The sequence below is a fragment of the Hymenobacter monticola genome, from assembly GCF_022811645.1.
GTDB lineage: Bacteria > Bacteroidota > Bacteroidia > Cytophagales > Hymenobacteraceae > Hymenobacter > Hymenobacter monticola.
This window is the reverse complement of the sequence record NZ_CP094534.1, coordinates 3,930,570-3,952,051: the sequence shown is the minus strand read 5'-3', so window position 1 is coordinate 3,952,051 and position 21,482 is coordinate 3,930,570. Positions and strand designations below refer to the sequence as shown.

General features: G+C 61.2%; 18 protein-coding genes. 4 read left to right on the top strand and 14 right to left on the bottom strand.

Annotated elements, in window-relative coordinates:
- Window positions 1-27: 27 nt before the first annotated feature.
- From murG to mraZ, 9 genes are all read right to left on the bottom strand, one after another.
- Window positions 28-1,125 carry an undecaprenyldiphospho-muramoylpentapeptide beta-N-acetylglucosaminyltransferase gene (gene murG, locus MTP16_RS16320; protein WP_243511697.1) on the bottom strand — a complete coding sequence of 366 codons (1,098 nt, stop codon included), beginning with the start codon at window positions 1,123-1,125 and terminating at the stop codon, window positions 28-30.
- Between the two features lie 81 nt (window positions 1,126-1,206).
- Window positions 1,207-2,403, bottom strand: a complete 1,197-nt coding sequence (locus tag MTP16_RS16315; RefSeq protein ID WP_243511694.1) for an FtsW/RodA/SpoVE family cell cycle protein — start codon at window positions 2,401-2,403, stop codon at window positions 1,207-1,209.
- Between the two features lie 68 nt (window positions 2,404-2,471).
- Complete coding sequence (gene murD / locus MTP16_RS16310; protein WP_243511691.1) at window positions 2,472-3,863, bottom strand: UDP-N-acetylmuramoyl-L-alanine--D-glutamate ligase; 1,392 nt, start codon at window positions 3,861-3,863, stop codon at window positions 2,472-2,474.
- Between the two features lie 98 nt (window positions 3,864-3,961).
- Window positions 3,962-5,182, bottom strand: a complete 1,221-nt coding sequence (mraY, locus tag MTP16_RS16305; RefSeq protein ID WP_243511688.1) for a phospho-N-acetylmuramoyl-pentapeptide-transferase — start codon at window positions 5,180-5,182, stop codon at window positions 3,962-3,964.
- A gap of 125 nt (window positions 5,183-5,307) precedes the next feature.
- Window positions 5,308-6,780, bottom strand: coding sequence for a UDP-N-acetylmuramoyl-L-alanyl-D-glutamate--2,6-diaminopimelate ligase (locus MTP16_RS16300; RefSeq protein ID WP_243511685.1), 1,473 nt, complete (start codon window positions 6,778-6,780; stop codon window positions 5,308-5,310).
- An 84-nt stretch (window positions 6,781-6,864) separates the two neighbouring features.
- On the bottom strand, window positions 6,865-9,318 hold the full coding sequence (locus tag MTP16_RS16295) for a penicillin-binding protein (protein WP_317244068.1): 2,454 nt from the start codon (window positions 9,316-9,318) through the stop codon (window positions 6,865-6,867).
- Window positions 9,315-10,232 (bottom strand): FtsL-like putative cell division protein, encoded by a 918-nt coding sequence (locus tag MTP16_RS16290; RefSeq protein WP_243511682.1) that lies wholly within the window; start codon window positions 10,230-10,232, stop codon window positions 9,315-9,317. The genes MTP16_RS16295 and MTP16_RS16290 overlap by 4 nt, the downstream gene beginning before the upstream one ends.
- A 9-nt stretch (window positions 10,233-10,241) precedes the next feature.
- Window positions 10,242-11,165, bottom strand: coding sequence for a 16S rRNA (cytosine(1402)-N(4))-methyltransferase RsmH (rsmH, locus tag MTP16_RS16285; protein ID WP_243511679.1), 924 nt, complete (start codon window positions 11,163-11,165; stop codon window positions 10,242-10,244).
- The gene (gene mraZ / locus MTP16_RS16280; protein ID WP_243511677.1) at window positions 11,162-11,635 is read right to left on the bottom strand and encodes a division/cell wall cluster transcriptional repressor MraZ; all 474 of its coding nucleotides are present in this window, start codon (window positions 11,633-11,635) and stop codon (window positions 11,162-11,164) included. The genes rsmH and mraZ overlap by 4 nt, the downstream gene beginning before the upstream one ends.
- Window positions 11,636-12,154: 519 nt before the next feature.
- Between mraZ and MTP16_RS16275 the strand changes: the two genes are divergently transcribed.
- The 3 genes from MTP16_RS16275 to MTP16_RS16265 all read left to right on the top strand — a co-directional run bounded on the left by MTP16_RS16275 (window position 12,155) and on the right by MTP16_RS16265 (window position 15,552).
- Window positions 12,155-12,598: a hypothetical protein gene (locus tag MTP16_RS16275; protein ID WP_243511672.1), complete on the top strand. Its 444-nt coding sequence runs from the start codon at window positions 12,155-12,157 to the stop codon at window positions 12,596-12,598.
- A 96-nt stretch (window positions 12,599-12,694) separates the two neighbouring features.
- Entirely contained in the window at window positions 12,695-15,085 is a 2,391-nt protein-coding gene (locus tag MTP16_RS16270; protein ID WP_243511670.1) for a TonB-dependent receptor, read from the top strand.
- Window positions 15,086-15,165: 80 nt separating this feature from the next.
- The gene (locus MTP16_RS16265; protein WP_243511668.1) at window positions 15,166-15,552 is read left to right on the top strand and encodes a heavy-metal-associated domain-containing protein; all 387 of its coding nucleotides are present in this window, start codon (window positions 15,166-15,168) and stop codon (window positions 15,550-15,552) included.
- A gap of 259 nt (window positions 15,553-15,811) precedes the next feature.
- Here MTP16_RS16265 and MTP16_RS16260 read toward each other — a convergent pair whose 3' ends face one another.
- Window positions 15,812-16,054: a hypothetical protein gene (locus MTP16_RS16260; protein WP_243511666.1), complete on the bottom strand. Its 243-nt coding sequence runs from the start codon at window positions 16,052-16,054 to the stop codon at window positions 15,812-15,814.
- 113 nt (window positions 16,055-16,167) lie between these two features.
- Here MTP16_RS16260 and MTP16_RS16255 point away from each other — a divergent pair, with 113 nt between their 5' ends.
- Window positions 16,168-18,474, top strand: coding sequence for an efflux RND transporter permease subunit (locus MTP16_RS16255; protein ID WP_243511664.1), 2,307 nt, complete (start codon window positions 16,168-16,170; stop codon window positions 18,472-18,474).
- Here the strand turns inward: MTP16_RS16255 and MTP16_RS16250 are convergent.
- From MTP16_RS16250 to MTP16_RS16235, 4 genes are all read right to left on the bottom strand, one after another.
- The gene (locus tag MTP16_RS16250) at window positions 18,428-19,048 is read right to left on the bottom strand and encodes a DUF5071 domain-containing protein (protein WP_243511662.1); all 621 of its coding nucleotides are present in this window, start codon (window positions 19,046-19,048) and stop codon (window positions 18,428-18,430) included. The two genes, MTP16_RS16255 and MTP16_RS16250, sit on opposite strands and share 47 nt — an antisense overlap.
- Before the next feature lie 30 nt (window positions 19,049-19,078).
- A complete protein-coding gene (locus tag MTP16_RS16245; RefSeq protein ID WP_243511660.1) occupies window positions 19,079-19,636 on the bottom strand; it encodes a prolyl hydroxylase family protein in 558 nt (185 codons plus the stop codon).
- A 63-nt stretch (window positions 19,637-19,699) separates the two neighbouring features.
- Window positions 19,700-20,437 carry an SDR family oxidoreductase gene (locus MTP16_RS16240; protein ID WP_243511657.1) on the bottom strand — a complete coding sequence of 246 codons (738 nt, stop codon included), beginning with the start codon at window positions 20,435-20,437 and terminating at the stop codon, window positions 19,700-19,702.
- Between the two features lie 75 nt (window positions 20,438-20,512).
- Window positions 20,513-21,415: a helix-turn-helix domain-containing protein gene (locus MTP16_RS16235; RefSeq protein ID WP_243511655.1), complete on the bottom strand. Its 903-nt coding sequence runs from the start codon at window positions 21,413-21,415 to the stop codon at window positions 20,513-20,515.
- Window positions 21,416-21,482 lie beyond the last annotated feature (67 nt).

The window sequence follows — 21,482 nt, the reverse complement described above, 5'->3', positions numbered from 1 at the left end:
AGCACGCGCGACGTTCTTCTTCATCGTTTATTTCCGCACCAGCTTCAGCAACTCGTCCACAATGGTCGCCGTGGCGTTCGGCCGGGCCAGCTCGCGCACACGGCTGCTGAGCTGCTGCTGGCGCTCGGGGTCGGCAAGGAGGCGCAGGGCTTCGTCGTAGAGGCGCGTGGGAGCGTGCTCATCGGTGATGAGGACGGCGGCGCCTTTGCTCACCAGGGCGAGGGCGTTTTTGGTTTGGTGGTCTTCGGCCACGTTGGGCGAGGGCACCAGGATGCTGGCCTTGCCGGTGAGGCAAAGCTCCGAAACGGATAGGGCACCCGCGCGGCTGATGACGACATCGGCGGCGGCGTAGGCCAAGTCCATGCGCTGAATGAACTCCAGAGCGTGCAGGTTGTGGGGCTGGTCGGCCTGCTGGCGGGCTTCCGGGAAGTAGAGCTTGCCGGTTTGCCAGAGGAGTTGAATGCCGGCCTCGCGCAGACGCGAAATGGCGGCGGCGGTGGCCAGGTTGAGGGTGCGAGCGCCCAGGCTCCCGCCTATCACCAACAGCGTTTTCTTGCCGGGGTCGAGGTCGAAGAACTTGATGGCCTCGGCGCGGCTGCCGTTGGCAATTTCGGCGCGCACGGGGTTGCCGGTGAGGATGAGCTTGTCCTTCGGGAAAAACTTCTCCATGCCGTCGTAGGCCACGCAAATCTTATTCACGCGCTTGGCCAGCAGCTTGTTTACGAGGCCCGCGTAAGAATTTTGCTCCTGAATGAGCGAGGGAATGGCGCGCGAAGTGGCGGCCAGCAGCACCGGCGCCGAGGCATAGCCCCCCACCCCTACTACCGCATCGGGTCGAAATTCTTCAATCAGTTTGCCCGCCTTGCGCACCGAGCGGAACACGCGCACCGGAAACAACAGGTTTTTGGGCGTGAGGCGGCGTTGCAGGCCGGTGATGTCCAAGCCCACAATGCGGTAGCCGGCCTCGGGCACGCGGGTCATCTCCATGCGGCCGTTGGCGCCCACAAACAGAATTTCCGCATCAGGCATACGCTGGCGTAGTTCATTGGCAATGGCCACGGCCGGGAAAATGTGCCCGCCCGTGCCGCCGCCGGAGATGATGAAACGAAGGGGTTTGTTGGTCATTTATAATAGTACGTCGAAAAATGAACGTCATGCCCAACGCAGCCGAAGCATGACGTTATAAATACGACCACTGGCAAAACGCTACGCATACGCCGTGCGCTGGCTGGGGATGCGGGCCGCGTCGGGGTCTTCACCGGTCATGGGGCGCACTTCCGGCTCGCCGCGGCTCACGGCCAGGATGATGCCAATGCTGATGCCGGTGAAAATGAGCGAGGTGCCGCCCATGCTCAGCAGCGGCAGCGGCAGGCCGGTGATGGGGCCCAAGCCCACAGCCACGCCCATATTTACCAGCGCCTGCATGACCAGACTAAAACTAAGCCCCGCCGAAAGTAGCCCGCCGAAAGCTCCGTAACTATTCATCACCGTTTTTAGCCCTCGATAAAGAAAGGCCATGTAGAGCAGCAGCACCACGGCGCCGCCTATCAGGCCGTATTCTTCGATGATGATGGCATAGATGAAGTCAGAATAAGGGTGCGGCAGGATGTTGCGCTCGGTGCTTTTGCCGGGGCCTTTGCCCGCAATGCCGCCCGTGGCAATGGCGATGTAGCTGTGTTCGAGCTGGAACGGGGTTTTCTTGGTGGGGTCGGAGAAGTTGGTGAGGCGCGATTGCACGGTTTTCCAGCGTTGCCCGCTGGCCAGGGCCGTGCCACCTACCGTCACCCCAATCACCACCATCACCAGCATCTGCCGCAGCGGCACGCGGCCGATGAACATGAGCAGCAGGCAGGTAGCAAACAGCAGCGAGGCGGTGGAAGCGTTGGTGAGGGCGATGAGGCCGCAGATGATGCCCACCCACAGCATCACCGGAAACAGCGTGCTCCAGAAGTCGTCGAGGTGCTGCTGGCGGCGGCTGAGCATGCTGGCCAGGTGCGAAATCAGGGCCAGCTTGGCCAAGTCAGACGGCTGAAAGGTTTGGTTGATAACCGGGATGGTCATCCAGCGCGAGGCGCCGTTGGTTTCGCCGCCCAGCAGGTAGGTGAACAGCAGCAGCGGCACCGAAATCAGCAGCGCGTACAGCGCCAGGCGCGAGTAATAGCGGTAGTCGACGCGGTGCGCCAGCCACATCAGCCCCAGGCCCGCCACAATCAGGGCCGTGTGCTTGAGCGCAATCATCTCCACGGCCGAGCCCGAGCGGCCGTGCATCTCGTTGCGATAGGCCAGCGTGCCGGTGGCGGAATACACCACCGCAATGCTGATAAAGGAAAACAGCAGCACAATGGCCCACAAGATGGGGTCGCCTTTGAGGTTGCGCTGCAGCCAGATTTTTACGGGTTCCATGGCGTTAGGGTATGAGGGTAGGAAGGTATGGGGGCAGGAAGTATGAGCGAGGTCGAAGGAATAAACTCTTACCCTCCTACCCCCCTACCCTCATTACCTAATTCTGTCACGGCGGCGGCGAATTGCCGGCCGCGGTCTTCGTAATTCTTGAAAAGGTCGAAGCTGGCGCAGCAGGGCGAAAGCAGCACCACGTCGCCGGGAGCGGCCAGGGCTACGGCGCGGGCCACGGCGTCGGTCATGCTTTGGGTTTCCTCCACGTGCGGCACGATGGGGTCGAAAGTGGTGCGGAGTTTGGCGTTGTCTATGCCGAGGCAGATGAGGGCTTTCACGCGGCGCTCGGCTAGGCCCAGCAGGCTGCTGTAGTCGTTGCCCTTGTCGGTGCCGCCCGCAATCCAAACTATCGGCTGATGAATGCCATCGAGGGCGTACCAGGCGGCTTCCACGTTGGTGGCCTTGCTGTCGTTGATGTAGCGGGCGCCGTTGATTTCGCCCACCAGCTGCAGGCGGTGGTCGGCGTTGTGGAAGGTGGCCAGGGCGGCTTCAATCTGCTCGGTTTCGAGGCCGGCGAAGCGGGCGGCCAGTACGGCGGCCAGCGTGTTTTGGCGGTTGTGCTGGCCGATGAGGGGCGAATTGGTGGTGCTCAGCTCTACGCCTTCGTCATCGAGGCCGGGCGCCAGGTTGGTGCACAGCAGGTCTTCGGCTATATAGTAGCCCGCCAGTTGAATGTCGCGCCGACGGTGCATGCTGAAGGGCAATAGGCGCGTCTGCAGGAAGGCCGATTGGAAATACTTGCCCGTCACCTCGTCATCGGCGTTGTAAATGAAAGCGCCGCTGCTGTCCAGGTTGCGGGTGATGCGCAGCTTGGCCTGGGCGTACTGTTCAAGCGAGTAGCCGTAGCGGTCGAGGTGGTCGGGGGTGATGTTGAGCAGGATGGCCACCCAGGGCTGGAAGTCGTGGGTATCATCGAGCTGGAAGCTGCTCAGCTCCACCACGTAATAGTCGAATTTATCCTCGATGACCTGCTCGGCCAGTGAATAGCCCACGTTGCCGGCCAGGCCCACGCTCAGGCCTGCCTCCTTTAGCAGGTGGTAGGTGAGCAGTGTGGTGGTCGTCTTACCATTGGTGCCCGTGATGCAGATGCACTTGGCGCGGGTATAGCGCCCAGCCAGCTCAATCTCGGAAATGATGGGAATCTGCTTCTCGCGCAGCGCCTGAATCACCGGCGCCTTCTCGGGGATGCCGGGACTTTTCACCACTTCATCGGCCGCCAGAATGCGCGCCAGCGTGTGCTGGTTTTCTTCAAACTCGATGCCGGCTTGGGCGAGCTGTTGCTTATAGTCGGCCTGGATGGCGCCGCGGTCCGACACGAACACGGAATGCCCCTTGGCTTGCGCTAGCAGCGCAGCTCCTACTCCGCTTTCGGCGGCTCCTAGAATGACAATGTTCTTCCGGTCGGTCATGCTGAGCAAAGCGTAGCATCTTATCACGGTTACTTAAACTTACCGAGGCGGCGCGACCGTGATAAGGTCCTTCGCTCCGCTCAGGATGACAGGCTTTTTTAGCGCAATTTCAGCGTTACCAAAGTAATGACAGCCAGCATGATGCCCACAATCCAGAAGCGCGACACGATTTTGGACTCGTGGTAACCCAGCTTCTGGTAGTGGTGGTGCAGGGGCGACATCCGCAGCAGGCGGCGGCCCTCCCCGTACTTCTTGCGCGTGTATTTGAAGTAGCTCACCTGCACGATAACCGACAGGTTTTCAATCAGAAACACGCCACAAAGCACCGGAATGAGCAATTCCTTCCGCACAATAAGCGCCAGCACCGCAATAATGCCGCCCAAAGCCAGCGAGCCCGTGTCGCCCATGAAAACCTGCGCCGGGTAGCTGTTGTACCACAAAAACCCAATGCAGGCGCCCACAAAGGCGGTGCAGAAAATAACCAGCTCTCCCGAGTCAGGGATGAACATAACATCCAGGTAATCAGCCAGCAGCGCGTTGCCGCTCACGAAGGCAAAGATGGCCAGCGTGATGCCGATGATGGCCGAGGTGCCCGCCGCCAGCCCGTCGAGGCCGTCGGTGATGTTGGCGCCGTTGCTCACGGCCGTAATCAGGAAGATGACGATGGGGATGTAAAGCAGGCCGTAGAGGCCGTTGAACAATGTGCCGGCCGAGGCGAATAAGTCGCCGTAGTTCAGCTCGTTGTTTTTCATAAACGGCACCGTGGTAATCATCAAGTGCACGTCCTTGAACACCTTACTTGCCTCAATGGCCGAGAAGGTACCGTTGGGCAGCAGATACTCGCGCACGGTGATTTCGTTGCTGTAAAACAGCACCCAGCCCACCGTGATGCCCAGCCCCACCTGCCCCAGCACTTTGAAACGGCCGCTCAGGCCTTCTTTATTCTTACGAAATACCTTGATGTAGTCGTCCAGAAAGCCAATCAAGCCCAGCCATACTGTGCTCAGTATCATGAGAATGATGTAGATGTTGCGCAAACGAGCCAGCAAAATCACTGGCACCAGAATAGCCAGGATAATGATGAGGCCGCCCATAGTGGGAGTGCCTTTTTTCTCGTTCTGCCCCTGCAGGCCAAGGTCGCGGATGCTTTCGCCCACCTGCTTGCGTTGGAGCAGCTTAATAAGGCGATGGCCGAACGTTTGGGCGATGAGCAGGGAAATGACCACCGCCAGCCCGGCCCGGAACGTGGTGTACTGAAACACCCCGGTGCCGGGCAGGTGGAAATGTTCGTGCAGGTAACGGAAGAGGTAATAAAGCATTCGGGTAGGCTTTTAAAAGCCAGAACGTCATGCTGAGCGCAGCCGAAGCATCTCGCGTACAGCAGTAATCAAGATTGATGGCAACGAAGCGGGCGAGATGCTTCGGCTGCGCTCAGCATGACGAACTATTTATTCAGTTGAGAAAAGACTTCGGTTAGCACCTCCTTATCATCGAAATGCGACTTGACGCCGCGAATGTCCTGATAATTTTCGTGGCCTTTGCCGGCCACCAGCACAATGTCGTGCGGGCCGGCCAGCGCCACGGCGGTTTCAATGGCGGCGCGGCGGTCGGCCACGGTCTGCACTTTGGCCGAGTCCGGCGCGGTTACGCCGGCCTGCATCTGGGCCAGAATGGCCAGCGGGTCTTCGAAGCGCGGGTTGTCGGAAGTCAGGACGACCTTGTTGGACAAGCGGGCCGCTAGGTTGGCCATGATGGGGCGCTTAGCCGCGTCGCGGTTGCCGCCGCAGCCCACTACCGTGATGATTTGCTGGCTGGGCTGGCGGATTTCGTGCAGGGTTTGCAGCACGTTTTCCAGCGCGTCGGGCGTGTGGGCGTAGTCGATGATGCCCGTGATGGCCTGCTGGCCCGAAAGCACCGGCTCGAAGCGGCCCGGCGCCGTGGTCAGGCCCGAGAGGATGGTCAGGACTTCGGTGGGGTCCTCGCCCAGCAATACGGCCGCGCCATACACGGCCAGCAGGTTATAGGCATTGAACACGCCGATGAGGCGGAAGAGGATTTCGCGGCCGTCGATTTCGAGGTGCAGGCCGTGCACTTCATTGGCCACCAGCTTGGCGCGGAAGGTGGCCGCGCCGCGCAGGGAGTAAGTTTCGCGGCGGGCGGCGGTGTTTTGCAGCATCACCGGGCCGCGCTTGTCGTCGGCGTTGGTGAGGGCGAAAGCGGTTTTGGGCAGGCCGTCGAAGAAGGCTTTTTTGGCCTTCAGGTAGTTGTCGAACGTGCCGTGGTAGTCGAGGTGGTCGTGGGTGAGGTTGGTGAACATGCCGCCCGCGAAGCGCAGGCCCGTGATGCGGTGCTGGGCCACGGCGTGGCTGCTCACCTCCATGCAGGCGTGGGTGCAGCCGGCGGCCACCATGCGGGCCAGCAGCGCATTCAGGCGGATGGCGTCGGGCGTGGTGTGGGTGCTCGGAATGACTTCCTCGTCAATCTGGTTCTGCACCGTGCTGAGCAGGCCGGCGTGGTAGCCCAGCTCGCGCAAGAGCTTGTGCAGCAGCGTGGCGCAGGTGGTTTTGCCGTTGGTGCCCGTCACACCCACTAGCTTCAACTGTCGCGAGGGGTGGCCGTGAAACGCGGCTGCCATATGGCCTAGGGCTTCGGCCGAGTCCTTCACCAGCACGTAGGCCGTGGCCGGGTTCAGCACAGCCGGCAGCTCTTCACAAACCACGGCCGCCAGCCCCTTTTCCACCGCGCCCTCAATGAACTTGTGCCCATCGGTGGCCGTGCCGCGCAGGGCGAAAAAGGCCACGCCCGGCGCCGCCTCGCGCGAATCGAGGGTGAGGCCGGTAATGGGCACATCGGTGGGGCCGTGCTGGGTGAGCACAGTTACATCGGTAAGCAGAGAAAAGAGCGGCAGCGAAATCATGGGGTGAGTTAGGAGTTAAGAGTTAGGAGTTAAGAGTTGGAACATGGCGTTTTTAACTCTTAACTCCTAACTCTTAACTTAATATCAGGCGCGGCGCACGACCGGGGCGGGCTTGGCCGGCTTGGCCTTTTTGGGGTTCTGGCCGGCGGCCGGTTGGCGGGTTTCTTTGGGTTTAGCAGGCGCTTTCGCGGCCGATGCGGGTTTGCTTGCCGAAGCAGCGGGCTTCCTGGCTTTGGCGTTCGGCTTTACGCCGGCCGAGCGTTCGGCTACGGCAGCCTGCACATGGGCTTTTTCGCCGTTGGCAAAGGACTTGCGTTCCTTGGCTGTAGTTTCCATCTCCACGGGCACCAGCATCTTGTTCTCTTCCAGGTCGGTGTGCTCGGGCTCAGGCAGGGCTTGCGGCGCCGCCAGACGCGGGCCCGATTCGGCCAGGTTCAGCGTGATAATGTCGCCGCGCTTGATGGGCGCGCCCACTTGCAGCGACTGCTCGCGCACGCGGCCGGTGCCCACGGCCCGCACGTGCAGGCCCCGGTTTTCCAGCAGAAACAGCGCATCGCGCAAGCTCAACCCGCGCACCTGCGGCACGCGGCCGGCGCGCACAGGGTTCACCACCAGCGCCACGGTCCGGGCGTGGAAGGCCGTGTCGGAAGCCGCGCGCACCCACTCTTCGCCGCCGGTGGCCTGGGTGTTGCCGGCCAAGCCTAGCTTCTGGCACACCAGCGCCAGCTCGTCCTGCATGCCAGCGCGCACCAAGGGCACGTGGCTCTTGTTTAGGCGGGCCTTGGCCAGCAGGGGGCGCTGGCTGAGCAGGTCGCGGGCCATGCATTTGTCGGCCACTTCGCGGAACACCGGCGCGGCCACGTCGGCGCCGTAGATGCGGCCGTTGCGGGGCGAGTCGACCACCACAATGCAGCTGTACTTGGGCTTGTCGGCCGGGAAGTAGCCGCAGAAGCTGGTCGAGTACGTCTTGGTGTACTGGCCGTTCTTGAACTTCCAGGCCGTGCCGGTTTTGCCGGCAATGCTGTAGTCCTTGGGCCGGATGCTGCGGGCGGTGCCGGCCAGCACCACCCCTTCCATCATGGCCTTCACTTTGGCCAGCGTGGCATCGGAGCAGATTTTTTGGTTCAGCACCTTGGGCTCGTTGCGCTGCAGCACTTGGTCGGCCTGCTTGATTTCGCGCACTATCATGGGCTGCACCTTCACACCGCCATTGGCCACGGCGTTGTAGAAGGCCAGGGTTTGCAGCGGAGCTAGCTTGAGCTCGTAGCCAATGCTCATGGTGGTGAGCGAGGTGCGGCTCCAGCTGCGGTCCTTGGGGTCTTTCACGTAGGGCAGGGCTTCGCCGGCCATCTGGAAGCCCAGGGGTTTGTCGAGCCCGAACTTCTTCAGGTAGTCGGTGTACTCGTTCGGATTGCCCGAAAAGTATTTATCGACCAGCTTCGCCACGCCGATGTTGCTCGACTTCTCAAACACCTGCTGCACCGTGATGCGGCCGTAACCGTGCGAGTCCGATTTCACGGCCCCGCCCACGTACATGCGGCCGTTGCCGGTGTCCACCACGTCGTCGAGCGTCACTTCAGGCCGGGCCTCGAACAAGGCCATCATCGAGGCCAGCTTGAACGTGGAGCCCGGCTCGGTGCGGCCCTGGTCGGCAAAGGCGTAGTTGTAGTCCTCTTTATAGGTGTCGTCCGAGGCCTTGCCCAGGTTGGCTACGGCCTTGATTTCGCCGGTGGCCACTTCCATCAGAATCACGCAGCCATACTGGGCATTGTTGTCCACTAGCGACTTGTAGAGGGCATTTTCGGCCACGTCCTGCAGGTTGATGTCGAGCGTGGTTTTCACGTCGTAGCCCGGCAGGGGCTTGATTTCGGTGCCGTCAAACACCGGCTTCACGCCGCCCGGCACCCGTTCAAACAGGGCCTCGCCTGGCTTGCCGGCCAGGCTTTGCTCGAAGGTGTACTCGAGACCAGCGCCGTGCTTGTCCTCGTTCACGAAGCCAATGGTGCGCTGCGCCAGCCCCCCAAACGGCCGGAAGCGCTTGTCCACCTTCTCAAAAATGGCCCCGCCGCGGTTGCGCTTGGCCCGGAAAATGGGCCAGTTAGCCAGCTGCTTCTTCTCCTGAAAGTTGATTTGCCGGGAGTTGAGACGGATGTAGCGCATTTTGGCGGTGCGCGCGTTTATCAGGCGCCGCTTGTACTCCTGCACGCTGCGGTCGCCGAAGAAATGCGACAGCCGGTAAGCCAGCGAGTCCACGTTAGCCTTAAATACCTCGTCATCGACCACGCCCGGGTCCCAGGCCACCCGGTAAAAGGGCAGCGAAGTGGCCATAATACTCTCGTTGTCAGAGTAAATGTTACCCCGCGTAGCCGGCACCGACTGGTAGCTGATGCGCCGCTCCTGCTCCAGCGCCCGCCACTTGGCGCCCTCCTGGAACTGGATTTTGGTGGCTTTCCAGAATATCGCCGACGAAAACACGGCGACCCCCAAAAAGGCCAGCCGCACCCGCGTGACGATGGATTTTTTTACGCTGCCTTTCATCGGGAATGGCTTCTAACGGCTTGCTTATCGGAGGGTTTGGCTTTGCGCGCCGCCGCTTTGGGAGCGGCAGCTTTGGCTTTGCTGCCAGCGGTATTTTTCTTGGCGGCCGCGGCCGGCTTAGCGGGTTTGCTCTTGGCTTTGGGCGTTGTAGCCCGGGGGGCCACCGCTGGCCGCACCACCGGCGCACTGGCGGCGGCCGAGTCGCCGTCCAGGGCTTGAGGCGGAGCAATGATTTCGGGTCCGCTGTCCACGCCGGTTTCGAAGGCTTCGCGGCGACGACGGCCCGCCTGCACATCGGCCTGCTCGGCGGCGGCCGAGTCGCGGGCGGCGCGGGCGGCCAGCGTGTCGGCCGTGAGCACGGGCATCAGCTCCAGCTCCGCCGCGTCGAGGTGGCCCTTGGGCACCGTGATGCGGAAGGGTGGCGAGGAGCTTTCCACCAGCCCGAAGGCGGCCACTCGGCGGGCCACCTCGCTCTGCTTGCTGGCCTCCATGTAGTCCGATTTCAGGGTAGTGTAGTCGGCGCGCAGGTCTTCAGTTTCCTGCTTGAGACGCAGGATGTTGCGGTTCATGCGGTTACCGTAGTGCGTGTTGCCGATATAAACCAGCACCAACAGCATCACAAACAGCAGCTTAGGCAGGTAGCGCACCGGCAGGCCATCCCGAAACAGGCTGTCGACGCTGGTTAGCCGGTCGAGCAGCGAGAACAAACTCCACGAGCTACGGGGCCGGGCGGGCTCGGGCGAGGGTTTGCGGGGGCGTTTCTCGCGCACCGGGGCCGGCTCGGGCGCGGGTTCGGGGGCCGGCGCCTCCACCACGGCCGCCTCGGGCAGCACTTCGGGGGCCGGCGGGGCGACCTCGCGGGGCACGTTGGACCGGCGCGGGCTGTCGGTGGGTCTGAGCGTATTGGCGGCCATGGCTACCTCCTAATTTTTGATTGCAACCCGCAATTTAGCACTCCGGGCCCGGCTGTTCAGCGCAATTTCGTCGGCGTCGGCCTCCTCCGGCTTGCGGTTGAGGGCCTCAAAGGGCTTGCTTTCATTGCCAAAGAAGTCTTTTTCGACGGCGCCAAAAAACTTGCCCTTGGCAATGAAATTTTTCACCAGCCGGTCTTCCAGCGAGTGGTAGCTCATCACTACCAGCCGGCCGCCGGGGCGCAGCACTTCGGCGGTTTGCAGCAGCATTTCCTGCAGGGCTTCCATTTCCTGGTTCACCTCGATGCGCAAGGCCTGGAAGACCTGCGCGAGGTACTTGTTCTCCTTGCCGCGCGGCGTGCAGGGCTGAATGGCCTGCTTCAACTCGCCGATGGTTTCGAGGCGCCGCCCGCGCCGCCCCGCCGCCACGGCCTGGGCCAGGGTGCGGGCGTTGGTCACCTCACCGTACATGCCGAAGATGCGGTGCAGGTCGGCTTCTTTGTAATCGTTCAGCACGTCGGCTGCGGTGAGCGGGCCGTCGGGGTCCATGCGCATATCCAGCGGGCCATCGAAACGGGTCGAAAAGCCCCGCTCGGGCGTATCGAACTGGTGCGAGCTCACGCCCAGGTCGGCCAGCAGGCCATCAACCGGCAACGCATTATGTGCCTGTAGTTCAGCAGTTAAATCCCGAAAGTTAGCCTTAACAAATGTAAATTGAGGGCGAATTAACTTTTGTGCTTCGGCTTCGGCGTCGGCGTCCTGGTCGAAGCTGTAGAGGTGGCCCGTGGTGAGTTTTTCCAGGATGCGGGCCGAATGCCCTCCCCCACCGAAGGTGACGTCGACGTAGCGGCCGTCGGGGCGCAGGTCGAGCCCGGCCAGGCACTGGGCCAGCATCACGGGGCGGTGGTAGGCGGTATCGTTGGCGTAGTCGCTCATGCTGCAGGGCCGCTGGTGGCGGGCGTTTCAACCGACAAAAACTTCTGGGCCAACTTACTAAAGCTTTGTTGGTCTTTAATCAGGAACTCGTCGTAGCGGGCGGGGTCCCAGATTTCACAGCGGTTGCCGAGGCCCACAATAATGGCTTCTTTCTCGATGCCGGCGTAGCGCAGCATGGTACGGGGCAGCATAAACCGGCTGATGGAATCCAGCTCTACTTCGGTCATGCCCCGGAAAAAGTTGCGCTGAAATTGTCGGTATTCCTCGTTGAACTCGTCCAGCGCCATCACCTTTTCGTGAATTACCTGCCACGCGGCCCGGGGGTAGAGCACCAGGCAGGGCTCGAAGCCGCGCACAAGCACGAGTTGATTGCCGGACTGCTCGGGCAGGTTGCCTTTCACTTTGGCCGGCAACACAAGCCGCCCCTTGGGGTCGAGCTTGCATTCGTATTCGCCGGACAACAGATTCATGGGCAGCCATCGCCGGAAAAGAAGACGATATAGGCAAATGTACGGGACTGCATCCGAAATTCAACCACAATTTACCATTTCCTACCACAAAAGAAAAAGTGCTTTCTTGGGTATTTCAGCCGCGTTTTTAATGCTATTCTCTTCCTTTCAGTAATAGAGTACTCAAGCCCCATACAGCTTTTTGACATTATGTCAGGTTGATTCTATAGGCATTTCTCTCTGCCCAAAATTCAAACTGGCTGCGAAACAGCGCCCCGCAGGCAGAGTATTGTATTCGCTCAAGACTGAAGCCGCCAAGCGGCGAGACTAACTCTCACTGAATATGCTGCCACTAGGCGGTTACAGCGTTTCATAGTGCCAATAGCTACCAAAGTGGCGCCGCTTCACGGCTGGCGGGGTCGAGACTCCGGCATGTATGAATGACAGCTGGTTTCAGAAACGTTTCCCAGGATGTTGCACTCCGGCCGCCCGATTTTCGCACGATTAACCTTGAAAGTGCTGTTTATCTTTGCAGAAGTTATGTCGCGCCCTTCGTTGCTCCGTCGCCTCGTCAGCCTGTTGCTGGCCGTGTTGGTGCTCACCGCCTCGGTGGGCCTCACGGTGCAGCGCCTGACCTGCCGCATGAGCGGCCGTAGCACGGTGGCGCTTTCGGTGGCGGGGCGGGCGGCCGAGCTGCAAGGGTGCACGGCGGGCATGGCGCCCGACGCGCCCATAGCCAAGGACAACTGCTGCGATTTTAGCAAGCAGCTGCACAAGCTCACGACCCCGGCCCACGAGCTGGCGGCTAAGGTATTGGTGCCCTTGCCGGGGCCGGCCCTGCTGCTGGCGCCGCCGGCTTGGGCGCAGCCTGATTTGGCTGCCCTGCCCGTAGGCAGCGCCCCACGCTGGTTTGCGGCCGACTCGTCGCCGCCCCCGTGGGGTGGACGCGGCTTGCTGGCTTTTGCCTGCACACTGGTGGTTTAGGGCTTTCTGATAATGCGCCCGGTGGCTTCATTGCCGACGGGGCTGGATGGCAGCTGATGCTGCCGATGCTTCAGAAAGCCTTAAATTACAGACCTTATGAAACCTATTCGCGGGATTGTCCCGCCTTTTGTACTTGCGGCAACCATAGCTGCCGGGCTGGTGCCGGGTGCGGCGCAGGCCCAAACGATTGCCCCGGTGCGGGGCGAAGTCACGGAAGCCGGCAAGGGCACGCCCCTGCCCGGCGCGGTGCTGCGCTGGCTCTTTGATGCTGACGACGCTAATGCAACCGTCATCACCACTACTTCGGATGAAGCCGGGCGGTTCACGCTGACCCGGCCGGCGCGCGCGGCCTCGCGGCTGGTGGTGCAAGCGTTGGGGTACCGGGCCGATACACTGGCCGTGCCGGCCACCGGCGCCCCCTACCTGCGGGCGGCGCTGCGCCCCGGCCAGGAGCTGGGCGAGGTAACGGTGACCGACCGCGCGCCCGCTTACTCGTCGCTGACGCCGGCCAACGTGCAGGTCATTTCCAGCCGCGACCTCACCAAATCGGCCTGCTGCAACCTGGCCGAGAGCTTCGAAACCAACGCCTCGGTGGAGGTCACGACCTCGGATGCTGTGTCCGGGGCCAAGCAGATTCAGCTGCTTGGGCTCGACGGCAGCTACTCGCTGCTGACCGTGGACAACCAGCCGGCCCTGCGCGGGCTGGCTGCCCCCTACCGGCTGGGCTATTTGGCCGGGCCCTGGATTGACAACATTGAAATCATTAAGGGCACGGGCTCGGTGGTGAACGGCTACGAGGCCATTTCGGGCCAGATAAACGTGAAGCTGAAAGAGCCGGAGAAAACCGACCAGCTGCTGTTCAACGCCTACGCCAACGACCTCGGCAAATTTGACGTCAACCTCAACACCTCGGCCCGCCTGAATGCGAAATGGAGCACGGTGCTGCTGCTGCACACCGACCACCTCGGCAACCGCGTCGACCGCAACAAAGACGGCTTCCTGGACTTGCCGCTGGCTACGCAGTTCAACGCATTCAACAAGTGGAAGTACCTCTCGGGCAACGGCTGGGTGAGTGAAGTGGGCCTGGGCGCGCTGCGCGAAACCCGGCAAGGCGGGCAGGTCGGTTTCCGCGATACGGGCGCGGAGGCCTTCACGCAGAGCTACGGCACCACGCAGGCCACCACCCGCTACACGGGCTACGCGAAGACTTCTTATACCTGGCCGTCGCGTCCCTTTCAGAGCCTGGGCCTGCTGCTGACGGGCACCGACCACGACTTCACCTCGCGGTATTCCTACGGCTACCAGAACCTGCACACCGACCACGACCCAAGCGAGCCGTTTTACTACGTGACCACCCCGTCGTCGCGCAGCTACGACGGACGGCAGCGCACCGGGCAGGCCACGCTGCTCTTCCAGAGCGCGCTGGGCAATACGGCGCACGTGTACCGCACGGGGCTGAGCTTTTTGTACGACAACTACAACGAGCGCCTGACCGCCGGCCGCCGCTACATTATCGAAACGCCAGCCGACGTGGAGGCCCGCGAGCACCGCACCCGCCGCGAGCTGGTGCCGGGCGCCTTTGCCGAATACACCTACCAGAACAGCCGCAACCTGACCGTGGTGGCCGGCCTGCGCGCCGACCACCACAACCTCTACGGCTGGCAGGTGACGCCCCGCCTGAACCTGAAGTACGACGTGCTGAAGAACACCGTGCTGCGCGCCGCCGCTGGCCGCGGCTTCCGCGTGGCCAACCCCATTGCCGACAACGCCGCCGTGCTGGCCAGCGCCCGCGAGTTCGTCATCGCCCCCAACCTGCAGCCCGAAAAGGCCTGGAACCTGGGCGGCAGCGCCACGCAGTACTTCACCGCACTGGGCCACCCGGCCACCTTCGTGCTCGACTACTACCACACCGAATTCCAGAACCAGGTGGTGGCCGACATGTACACCGCGCCCAGCCTCATCACCCTCGACAACCTGGCGCCGGGCGCCCGCTCCTTCGCCCGTAGCCTGCAGGCCGAGCTGCAGCTGGAACCGCTGAAAGGCTTGCAGGTGAAAGGCGCCTACAAGTACTTGGACGTGCGCACCACCTACGACAACGTGCTGCTGCCCAAGCCCCTCACCCCTGCCCACCGCGCCTTCCTGAACCTGGGCTACGCCAGCGCCTTCGACAAGTGGCGCGGCGACTTCACGGTGCAGTGGTTCGGGCAGCGGCCGGTGGCACACATCACGGCCACGCACGCCCACGGCGCGGCTCAGGAGTACCGCCCCGAAACCACGCCGCGCTACGCCCTGCTCAACGCCCAGCTCACCCGCGGCTTCAAGCGCCTGGACCTCTATGTTGGGGTAGAAAATCTAACGAACTATCGTCAGCCCAATCCCATTGAAGGAGCCGCCACCCCCTTTGGTCCGACGTTCGACGCGGCCATGGTGTGGGGCCCGGTGTACGGCCGCCTGACTTACGCGGGCCTGCGCTACCGCATAGAATAAGACCGCAAGCCAGAGCTTCCTCCAAATTTTTCCGGCAGCAATTTTGTTAGGCTGCCGTCACCCGCTTTTAATCTTCGATTATGAAATTCTTCCTCCCGCTGTCGCTTTCGTTTTTGTCGCTGCTCAGCATCTCGGCCCAGGCCCAGGCCCCCGCCACAACAGCGCCGGCAGTTGCCCAGGCTTCGGCCAACGGCCTGGCCACGGCTAAGTTTAAAACCTCGGCTGTGTGTGACATGTGCAAAGCCCGCATTGAGAAAAGCCTGGCCTACGAGAAAGGCGTGCAAAGCGCCGTGCTTGATGTGCCGTCGCAGGTCGTGACCGTCACCTATAAGGCTGACAAAACCACGCCCGCCGCCCTGCGCACGGCCGTGCAGAAAACCGGCTACGACGCCGACGACCTCACCGCCGACGCCCGCGCCTACAACCGCCTGCCCGACTGCTGCAAGAAAACCAACGCCGTGCACTAAGGACCACGGATTCGCTCGGATTTTACGGATTCCACGGATTTTGTGGACGCATCCGGAACGACGTAGGGGCGGGGCTTGCCCCCGCCCATCGTTGAACAAAATCGTTGAGCCGGCGCGAACAGCCGGGCGGGGGCAAGCCCCGCCCCTACGTCGTTCCGGAATCTCCAACGGCCTCGTCAACCAATCAAAAAGCCCCGCCGGAATCGTCTGGCGGGGCTTTTTGCTTTTGTCAGGTTTCGCGGCCGAAGCCGGACGCAACTTATTGCTTCACGGCTACTTCCGCCTTGGCGGGAGCCGGGGCGGCGGCCGTTTTGCCACCTTTCATGCAGCAGGAATGGCCGCCGGCCATGCTGCCCTTCATGTCTTTGGAGCAAGAGGCTTTCGCTTCGGTGGAGCAAACGGCTTTCTTGCCTTTTTTACCGTCTTTGTCGTGGCCGTCGTGGGCGAAGGCGGTGGTGCCGGCAACGGCAAACAGGGCGAGGGCAAGCAGGGACTTTTTCATGGTTGGATGGTTGTTGAGTTCGTAGCTGAAAGATACAACGGCTCGTTCAAATTCCGGCACGCTGCGTACCTCCGCCGGAAGTCCTCACGCCCGCCGCCTGCTTCGTTTCCCTAATGCCCCTTCGTCGTACTGCTTATCTGGCCCTGCTTGTGCTCGGGCTGTTGTCCGCCCTCAGCGCCTATTACGTGGCGCAATTGCGCTTCAATTACAATTTCAACGACTTCTACCCCGCGGGCGACCCCGACCTGGACTACTACCAGGGCTACACCCGCCGCTTCGGCAACGACAACGACTACCTGCTGCTGGGCCTGGAAGCGCCCGCCGGCCAGACGGTGTTTGCACCCGATTTCATTCAACGCGTCGACTCGCTTACGCAGCTGGCCCGGCGCGAGCGGCACGTGGTGGCCGTCACCTCCCCCACCACCATCTCAAACCCGGTCGTCGAAGGCCTGGGCTTTTTCAACCTGCCCTACCTGCACCCCGACGAACCCGCCCGCCGCGCCCAGGATTCCGCGCTGATATACCGCACACCCGGCCTCGTCGGCAACGTTTTCAGCCCCGATGCCCGGGCCGTGGCGCTGGTCATCCAAACCACGCCCGACCTCAAAAAGCCGCCCGGCGACTCACTGCTGGCTTCACTTCGGGCCAGCCTGGCCCAGCTGAAATTCGCCGAAAAAGACTATCACTTCGCCGGCCGCGCCGTGGCGCAGTCGGTGTTTGTGGATAGGCTGCAATGGGAGCTGGCCGTGTTCATGAGCCTCTCGGTGCTGCTGGTCACGGGCCTGCTTTGGTTCACATTTCGAACCTGGTGGGGCGTAGTGCTGCCGCTGGTGGTGGTATTGGGGGCCATTTTGTGGGGCCTGGGCGTGATGGGTGCCTGCGACGTGAGCATCGACCTGATGACGGCCCTGCTGCCGGTGATGATGTTCGTAGTGGGCACTTCCGATACCGTGCACATCATCACGCGCTACGTGAGCGAGCTGGGCTACGGTGCCAGCAAAAAAGACGCCCTACGGGTTACGCTCAAGGAATCGGGGTTCGGCTCGGGGTTGTCGGCACTGACCACCAGCCTGGGCTTTTTCACGCTGATGACCAGCACTATCCGGCCGATTTACAACTTCGGGCTCTTCACCGGCATTGCGGTGCTGCTGGCCTTCGTGCTCAGCTTCACGCTGCTGCCGGCGCTGCTGTTGCTGCTGCGCAAGCCCCAGTTGCGGGTGCCGCGCCAGCAGGGCCACAGCTGGGACGGCGTGCTGGGCCGCCTGTTTCGCACGGTACTGGTGCGGCGGCGGCTGATTTTTGCGGTGAGCGGCCTGGTCATTGCCGCGTCTTTCGGCCTGGCTACGCGGGTCCGCATCAATTCCTCGCTGCTCGATGACCTTTCCAAAAACGACCCCGTGCGGCTCGATTTCGCCTTTTTTGAGCAGAAGTTTGCCGGCGTGCGTCCCTTTGAACTGGAGCTGAAGCCAGCCGGCGGGCGCGACATCTACGACCTGGACGTGCTGCGCCAGACCGAGCAGATTGAAGGTTACCTGCAGCGCACCTACGGCCTGCGCTTCGCTGCCTCGCCCGTCACGCTGGTGAAATCGGTGCGCAAGGCCCTGAACGGCGGCGGCCTGGCCGAGTACCGCCTCCCGGCCGACTCCGTGGAACTGGCCCGTCTGCGCGGCAAGCTCAAGCTCTTCCGCAAAAAGCCCGAGTTCAGCGCCCTGGCCCTGCCCGACGGCACGGCTGGCCGCCTCACCGGCCGCATGGCCGACGTGGGCAGCATCCGCGCCGATGCCCTCAACGACAACCTGCGCCGCTACCTGCGCACCCGCATCGACAGCACGGTACTGCGCACCCGCCTCACCGGCTCCAGCAACCTGATTGACAAGAACAACGAGAACCTCACGTTGAACATGATAACCGGCATGAGCATCGACATTGTGATGGTCACGCTCATCGTGCTGGCGCTGTTCCGGTCGTTGCGCATGACGGTGGTGGTGCTCATTCCCAACCTCGTGCCCATCCTCATCGTGGCCGGCGTGATGGGCCTGTCCGGCGTGAGCATGAAGGTGAGCACCAGCATCATCTTCACCATCGCCTTCGGCATTGCCGTCGATGATACCATTCACTTCATCAGCAAGTTGCGCCTCACCCTCGCCCACGAGTCTAATTTATTTAAAGCCGTGAAGCATACTTACCTGCTGGCCGGCAAGGCGGTCATCGTCACCTCACTCATCCTGGTGGGTGGCTTTTCCACCCTACTGTTTTCGTCTTTCGACGGCACATTCTACGTGGGCCTGCTCATCGGTCTCACGCTGCTCTTCGGCGTAGTGGCCGAGCTGACGCTGCTGCCACTGCTGATACTGTTTTTCTACCGGCACAAGCCTAAGACACTTCTTGCTTCACCTCATCCAATTCCGCAATCAAGCTAGCCCGATGCGTTGGCCATTTACCACCGCTCCACTTATCAGGAGGCATCAACTCATAATCTTTACGCAATTGCTGATAGAGCCCATCCCTTCCCTCTTTATCTAGCAGGTTGTGCTCATTTACAATCTTAAATGCATAAGTACCAGTCCCTACATTGTCAGGATTATCAATAAGATATAACAGGTCTGGTTTGAGGCTGGCGACAACTTCGGTTTTCCAAAAACCCACCACATTCAGAATTAGCCAGTAATTCCACCAGGAATCGTCTTCTTCCCTGAATATTCGCCTAACCTCGGGCACTGCCATCTCACCAGCCGCGCGAAGCATTCTTGCTGCCCCACCCGCACTAGACCAATTAATATCCTGAAGGAATTGAAGGAATTGCGGCAGATATTTTTGGAGTTTTACAGGTCCTAGGTACTCAAGCAAGTACCCTACTTCGAACGACTTATGCTCATCAAACAACTGTTCAATTTCTGCATCCGTGATACTGTCAAACTGAGCCATAGTGGCCAACTGCTCATTTAATGGCAATTGCCATTGGATGGCTTTGTGAAGTCTTTCAATAATTGTCATTTGACGTTTCACTAATAATTAATAAAATAACTAGATAACAGCTTCCTCCGTCCGGTACATCACGTCCGAGCGCAGCACGTATTTCACGCCCTGCGTCACCTCGCTGCCTTCGTGGAAAAGGCTATGCAAAAAAATGAGCGCCATGCCCTGTCGGGGCTGAATGCGCAGCCCCCGAAACGTGGTGTCGCCGCCCTGGAAATTGTCGTTCAGGTACACCATGAAGGTGAAGTAGCTGGCCTCGCGCTCGTTGCGGATGTAGCTTTCGTCGAAATGGCCCTTGAATTGGTGCCCGCGCTGGTAGCGGTAAAACCGAAACAGCTCGTTGAGGCCGATGGGGTGGCTGTGCCCCAGCTGCTGCGGCACAAAAGGTTGGAGCTTCTCCCACAGCGTTTGGGCCAGCTCCTCGCTCTTGTAAAACGCGCGGTTGTTGTTGCGGATGTCCGTCCGCACCCTGGCCCCGCCGGCCGTGTTCACTTTGGCCAGCTCATACCCAATTTTTTCGCTGAGCACGAGGTTTTCCAGGCACTCCTGCCGGGTCAGAAAATCCTCAACCGTGAATATAGAATCCGTTATCTGGGTGAATTTCATGCCGCAAGGTAACAAGCGTCCGGGCTCGAAATGGCCGCGGCAACGGCTTGCCGCGGCCACTTTTTACGCCTGCGCCGTGGGTCGCACCACCACCTCACCCACGTCTACATCGGCGGGCTGTTCGATGGCGAAAGCAATGGCACGGGCAATGGCCCCGGGCGAAATGGCTATTTTATCCCGGTTTGCGATAATGTGGGCCTTCACCTCCGGGTTAGTCATGGAATCGGCAAAGTCGGTGTGCACGAAGCCGGGCGACACAACGGTCACGCGCAGGTGCTCGCCGGCCTCCTGCCGCAAGCCTTCTGATATGGCCCGCACGGCAAACTTGGTGCCCGCATACACCGCCATGGTGGGCACAACGGTGAGCCCGGCCGTGGAGGCAATGTTGACGAAATGCCCGAAGCCCTGCTGCCGAAACACTGGCAGCGCCGCCCCAATGCCGTGCAACAACCCCTTGATGTTGACGTCCACCATTTCCTCCCAATCGTCCATTCGCAGCTCGTCGAGCAACGAAATGGGCCCGATGCCGGCATTGCTGATGAGTACGTCGAGCTGGCCAAACCGCTCCCGGGCCAGCATCACCAGGGCAGTTAAGTCGGCGCGGCTTTTCACGTCGGTTTGCGCAAAGGCTGCTTCCCCGCCAGCAGCTATGATGCGGGCAGCCAGGGCCTCCAGCCTATCCAGCCGCCGGGCGCCCAACACCACTTTGGCGCCGCGGCTGGCAAGCAGCCGCGCCGTGGCCTCGCCAATGCCACTGCTGGCGCCCGTGATGGCAATGACTTTATCAATGCTGTTTTCCATGTCTTTTGGGTTTGATTGAACACCACAAAGGTCAGGGCCACCCGACTGGCTGGTTTATGCAATTCAATCCAAAACTTATGAATGCACAACCACCTGGCGGCGGTACTGGCTCGGCGGGCAGCCGGCGTGCTTGCGAAAGAAGCTATTGAAATTCGACGCGTGCTCGAAGCCCAAACAATAGCTGATTTCGGCCATGCTCCAGTTGCTATGGCGCAGCAGGGCCTTGGCTTCGGCCAGCAGCTTTTCGGCGATGTGCTCGGTGGTGGTTTTGCCTGTGGTTTCCTTGAGCGCCTTGTTCAGGTGGTTGGTGTGAACGGCCAGCTGCCGCGCAAACTCGTTGGCGTTACGCAAGGGCAGCGTGTGCTGCGGCGTGGCAATGGGAAAGCTTCCATCCAGCAACGCCAGAAACGCCGCGCTGAGCCGGGCCGCCGAATTGGCCGGCGGATGGTGCGGCGCTGCCGGGGCCAGCTTCTGGGCTTCGTGCAGAATGATTTGAACGTAGCTGCGCAGCAAATCATACTTATTGGCGTAATCTGACTGCATTTCGGCCAGCATGTCCTCAAAAACGCCCGCAATTTTTTCTACCGTTTCGGGTGGCGGGAAAAGCACCGGCGCTGCGCCCACCCGAAACAACGGCGAACCGGCCACGCTAGCTGTTTTCAGCTGCTGCGTGACAAATTCCTCGGTGAACAAGCAGGCATAACCAGTCGGGCTGCCCCCATGCCGCTCCCAGGAATGCGGAATCAGCGGGTTGACCATCACCAGGGTACTGTCCTGCACCGACACGCGTTGGTCAGCATACGAGAGGACGCCCTGCACCTGGCGCATGAGCTTAATCTTGTAAAAGTCGCGGCGTACATGCGGGTAGGTTTCGGTGCCGGCAAACTCCTTCAGCCGATACACCGCAACCTGGCCCGCCGGGGGTTTGCTTTCGCTATAGCGCTGGTAGTATTCCGGTATATTCTCTTTTGCGGCCATGACGCGAAGTTATGCCATTCAAATAGTTGATATCATATTTAACTGGCTGCTTCAACGTTGGGAATGA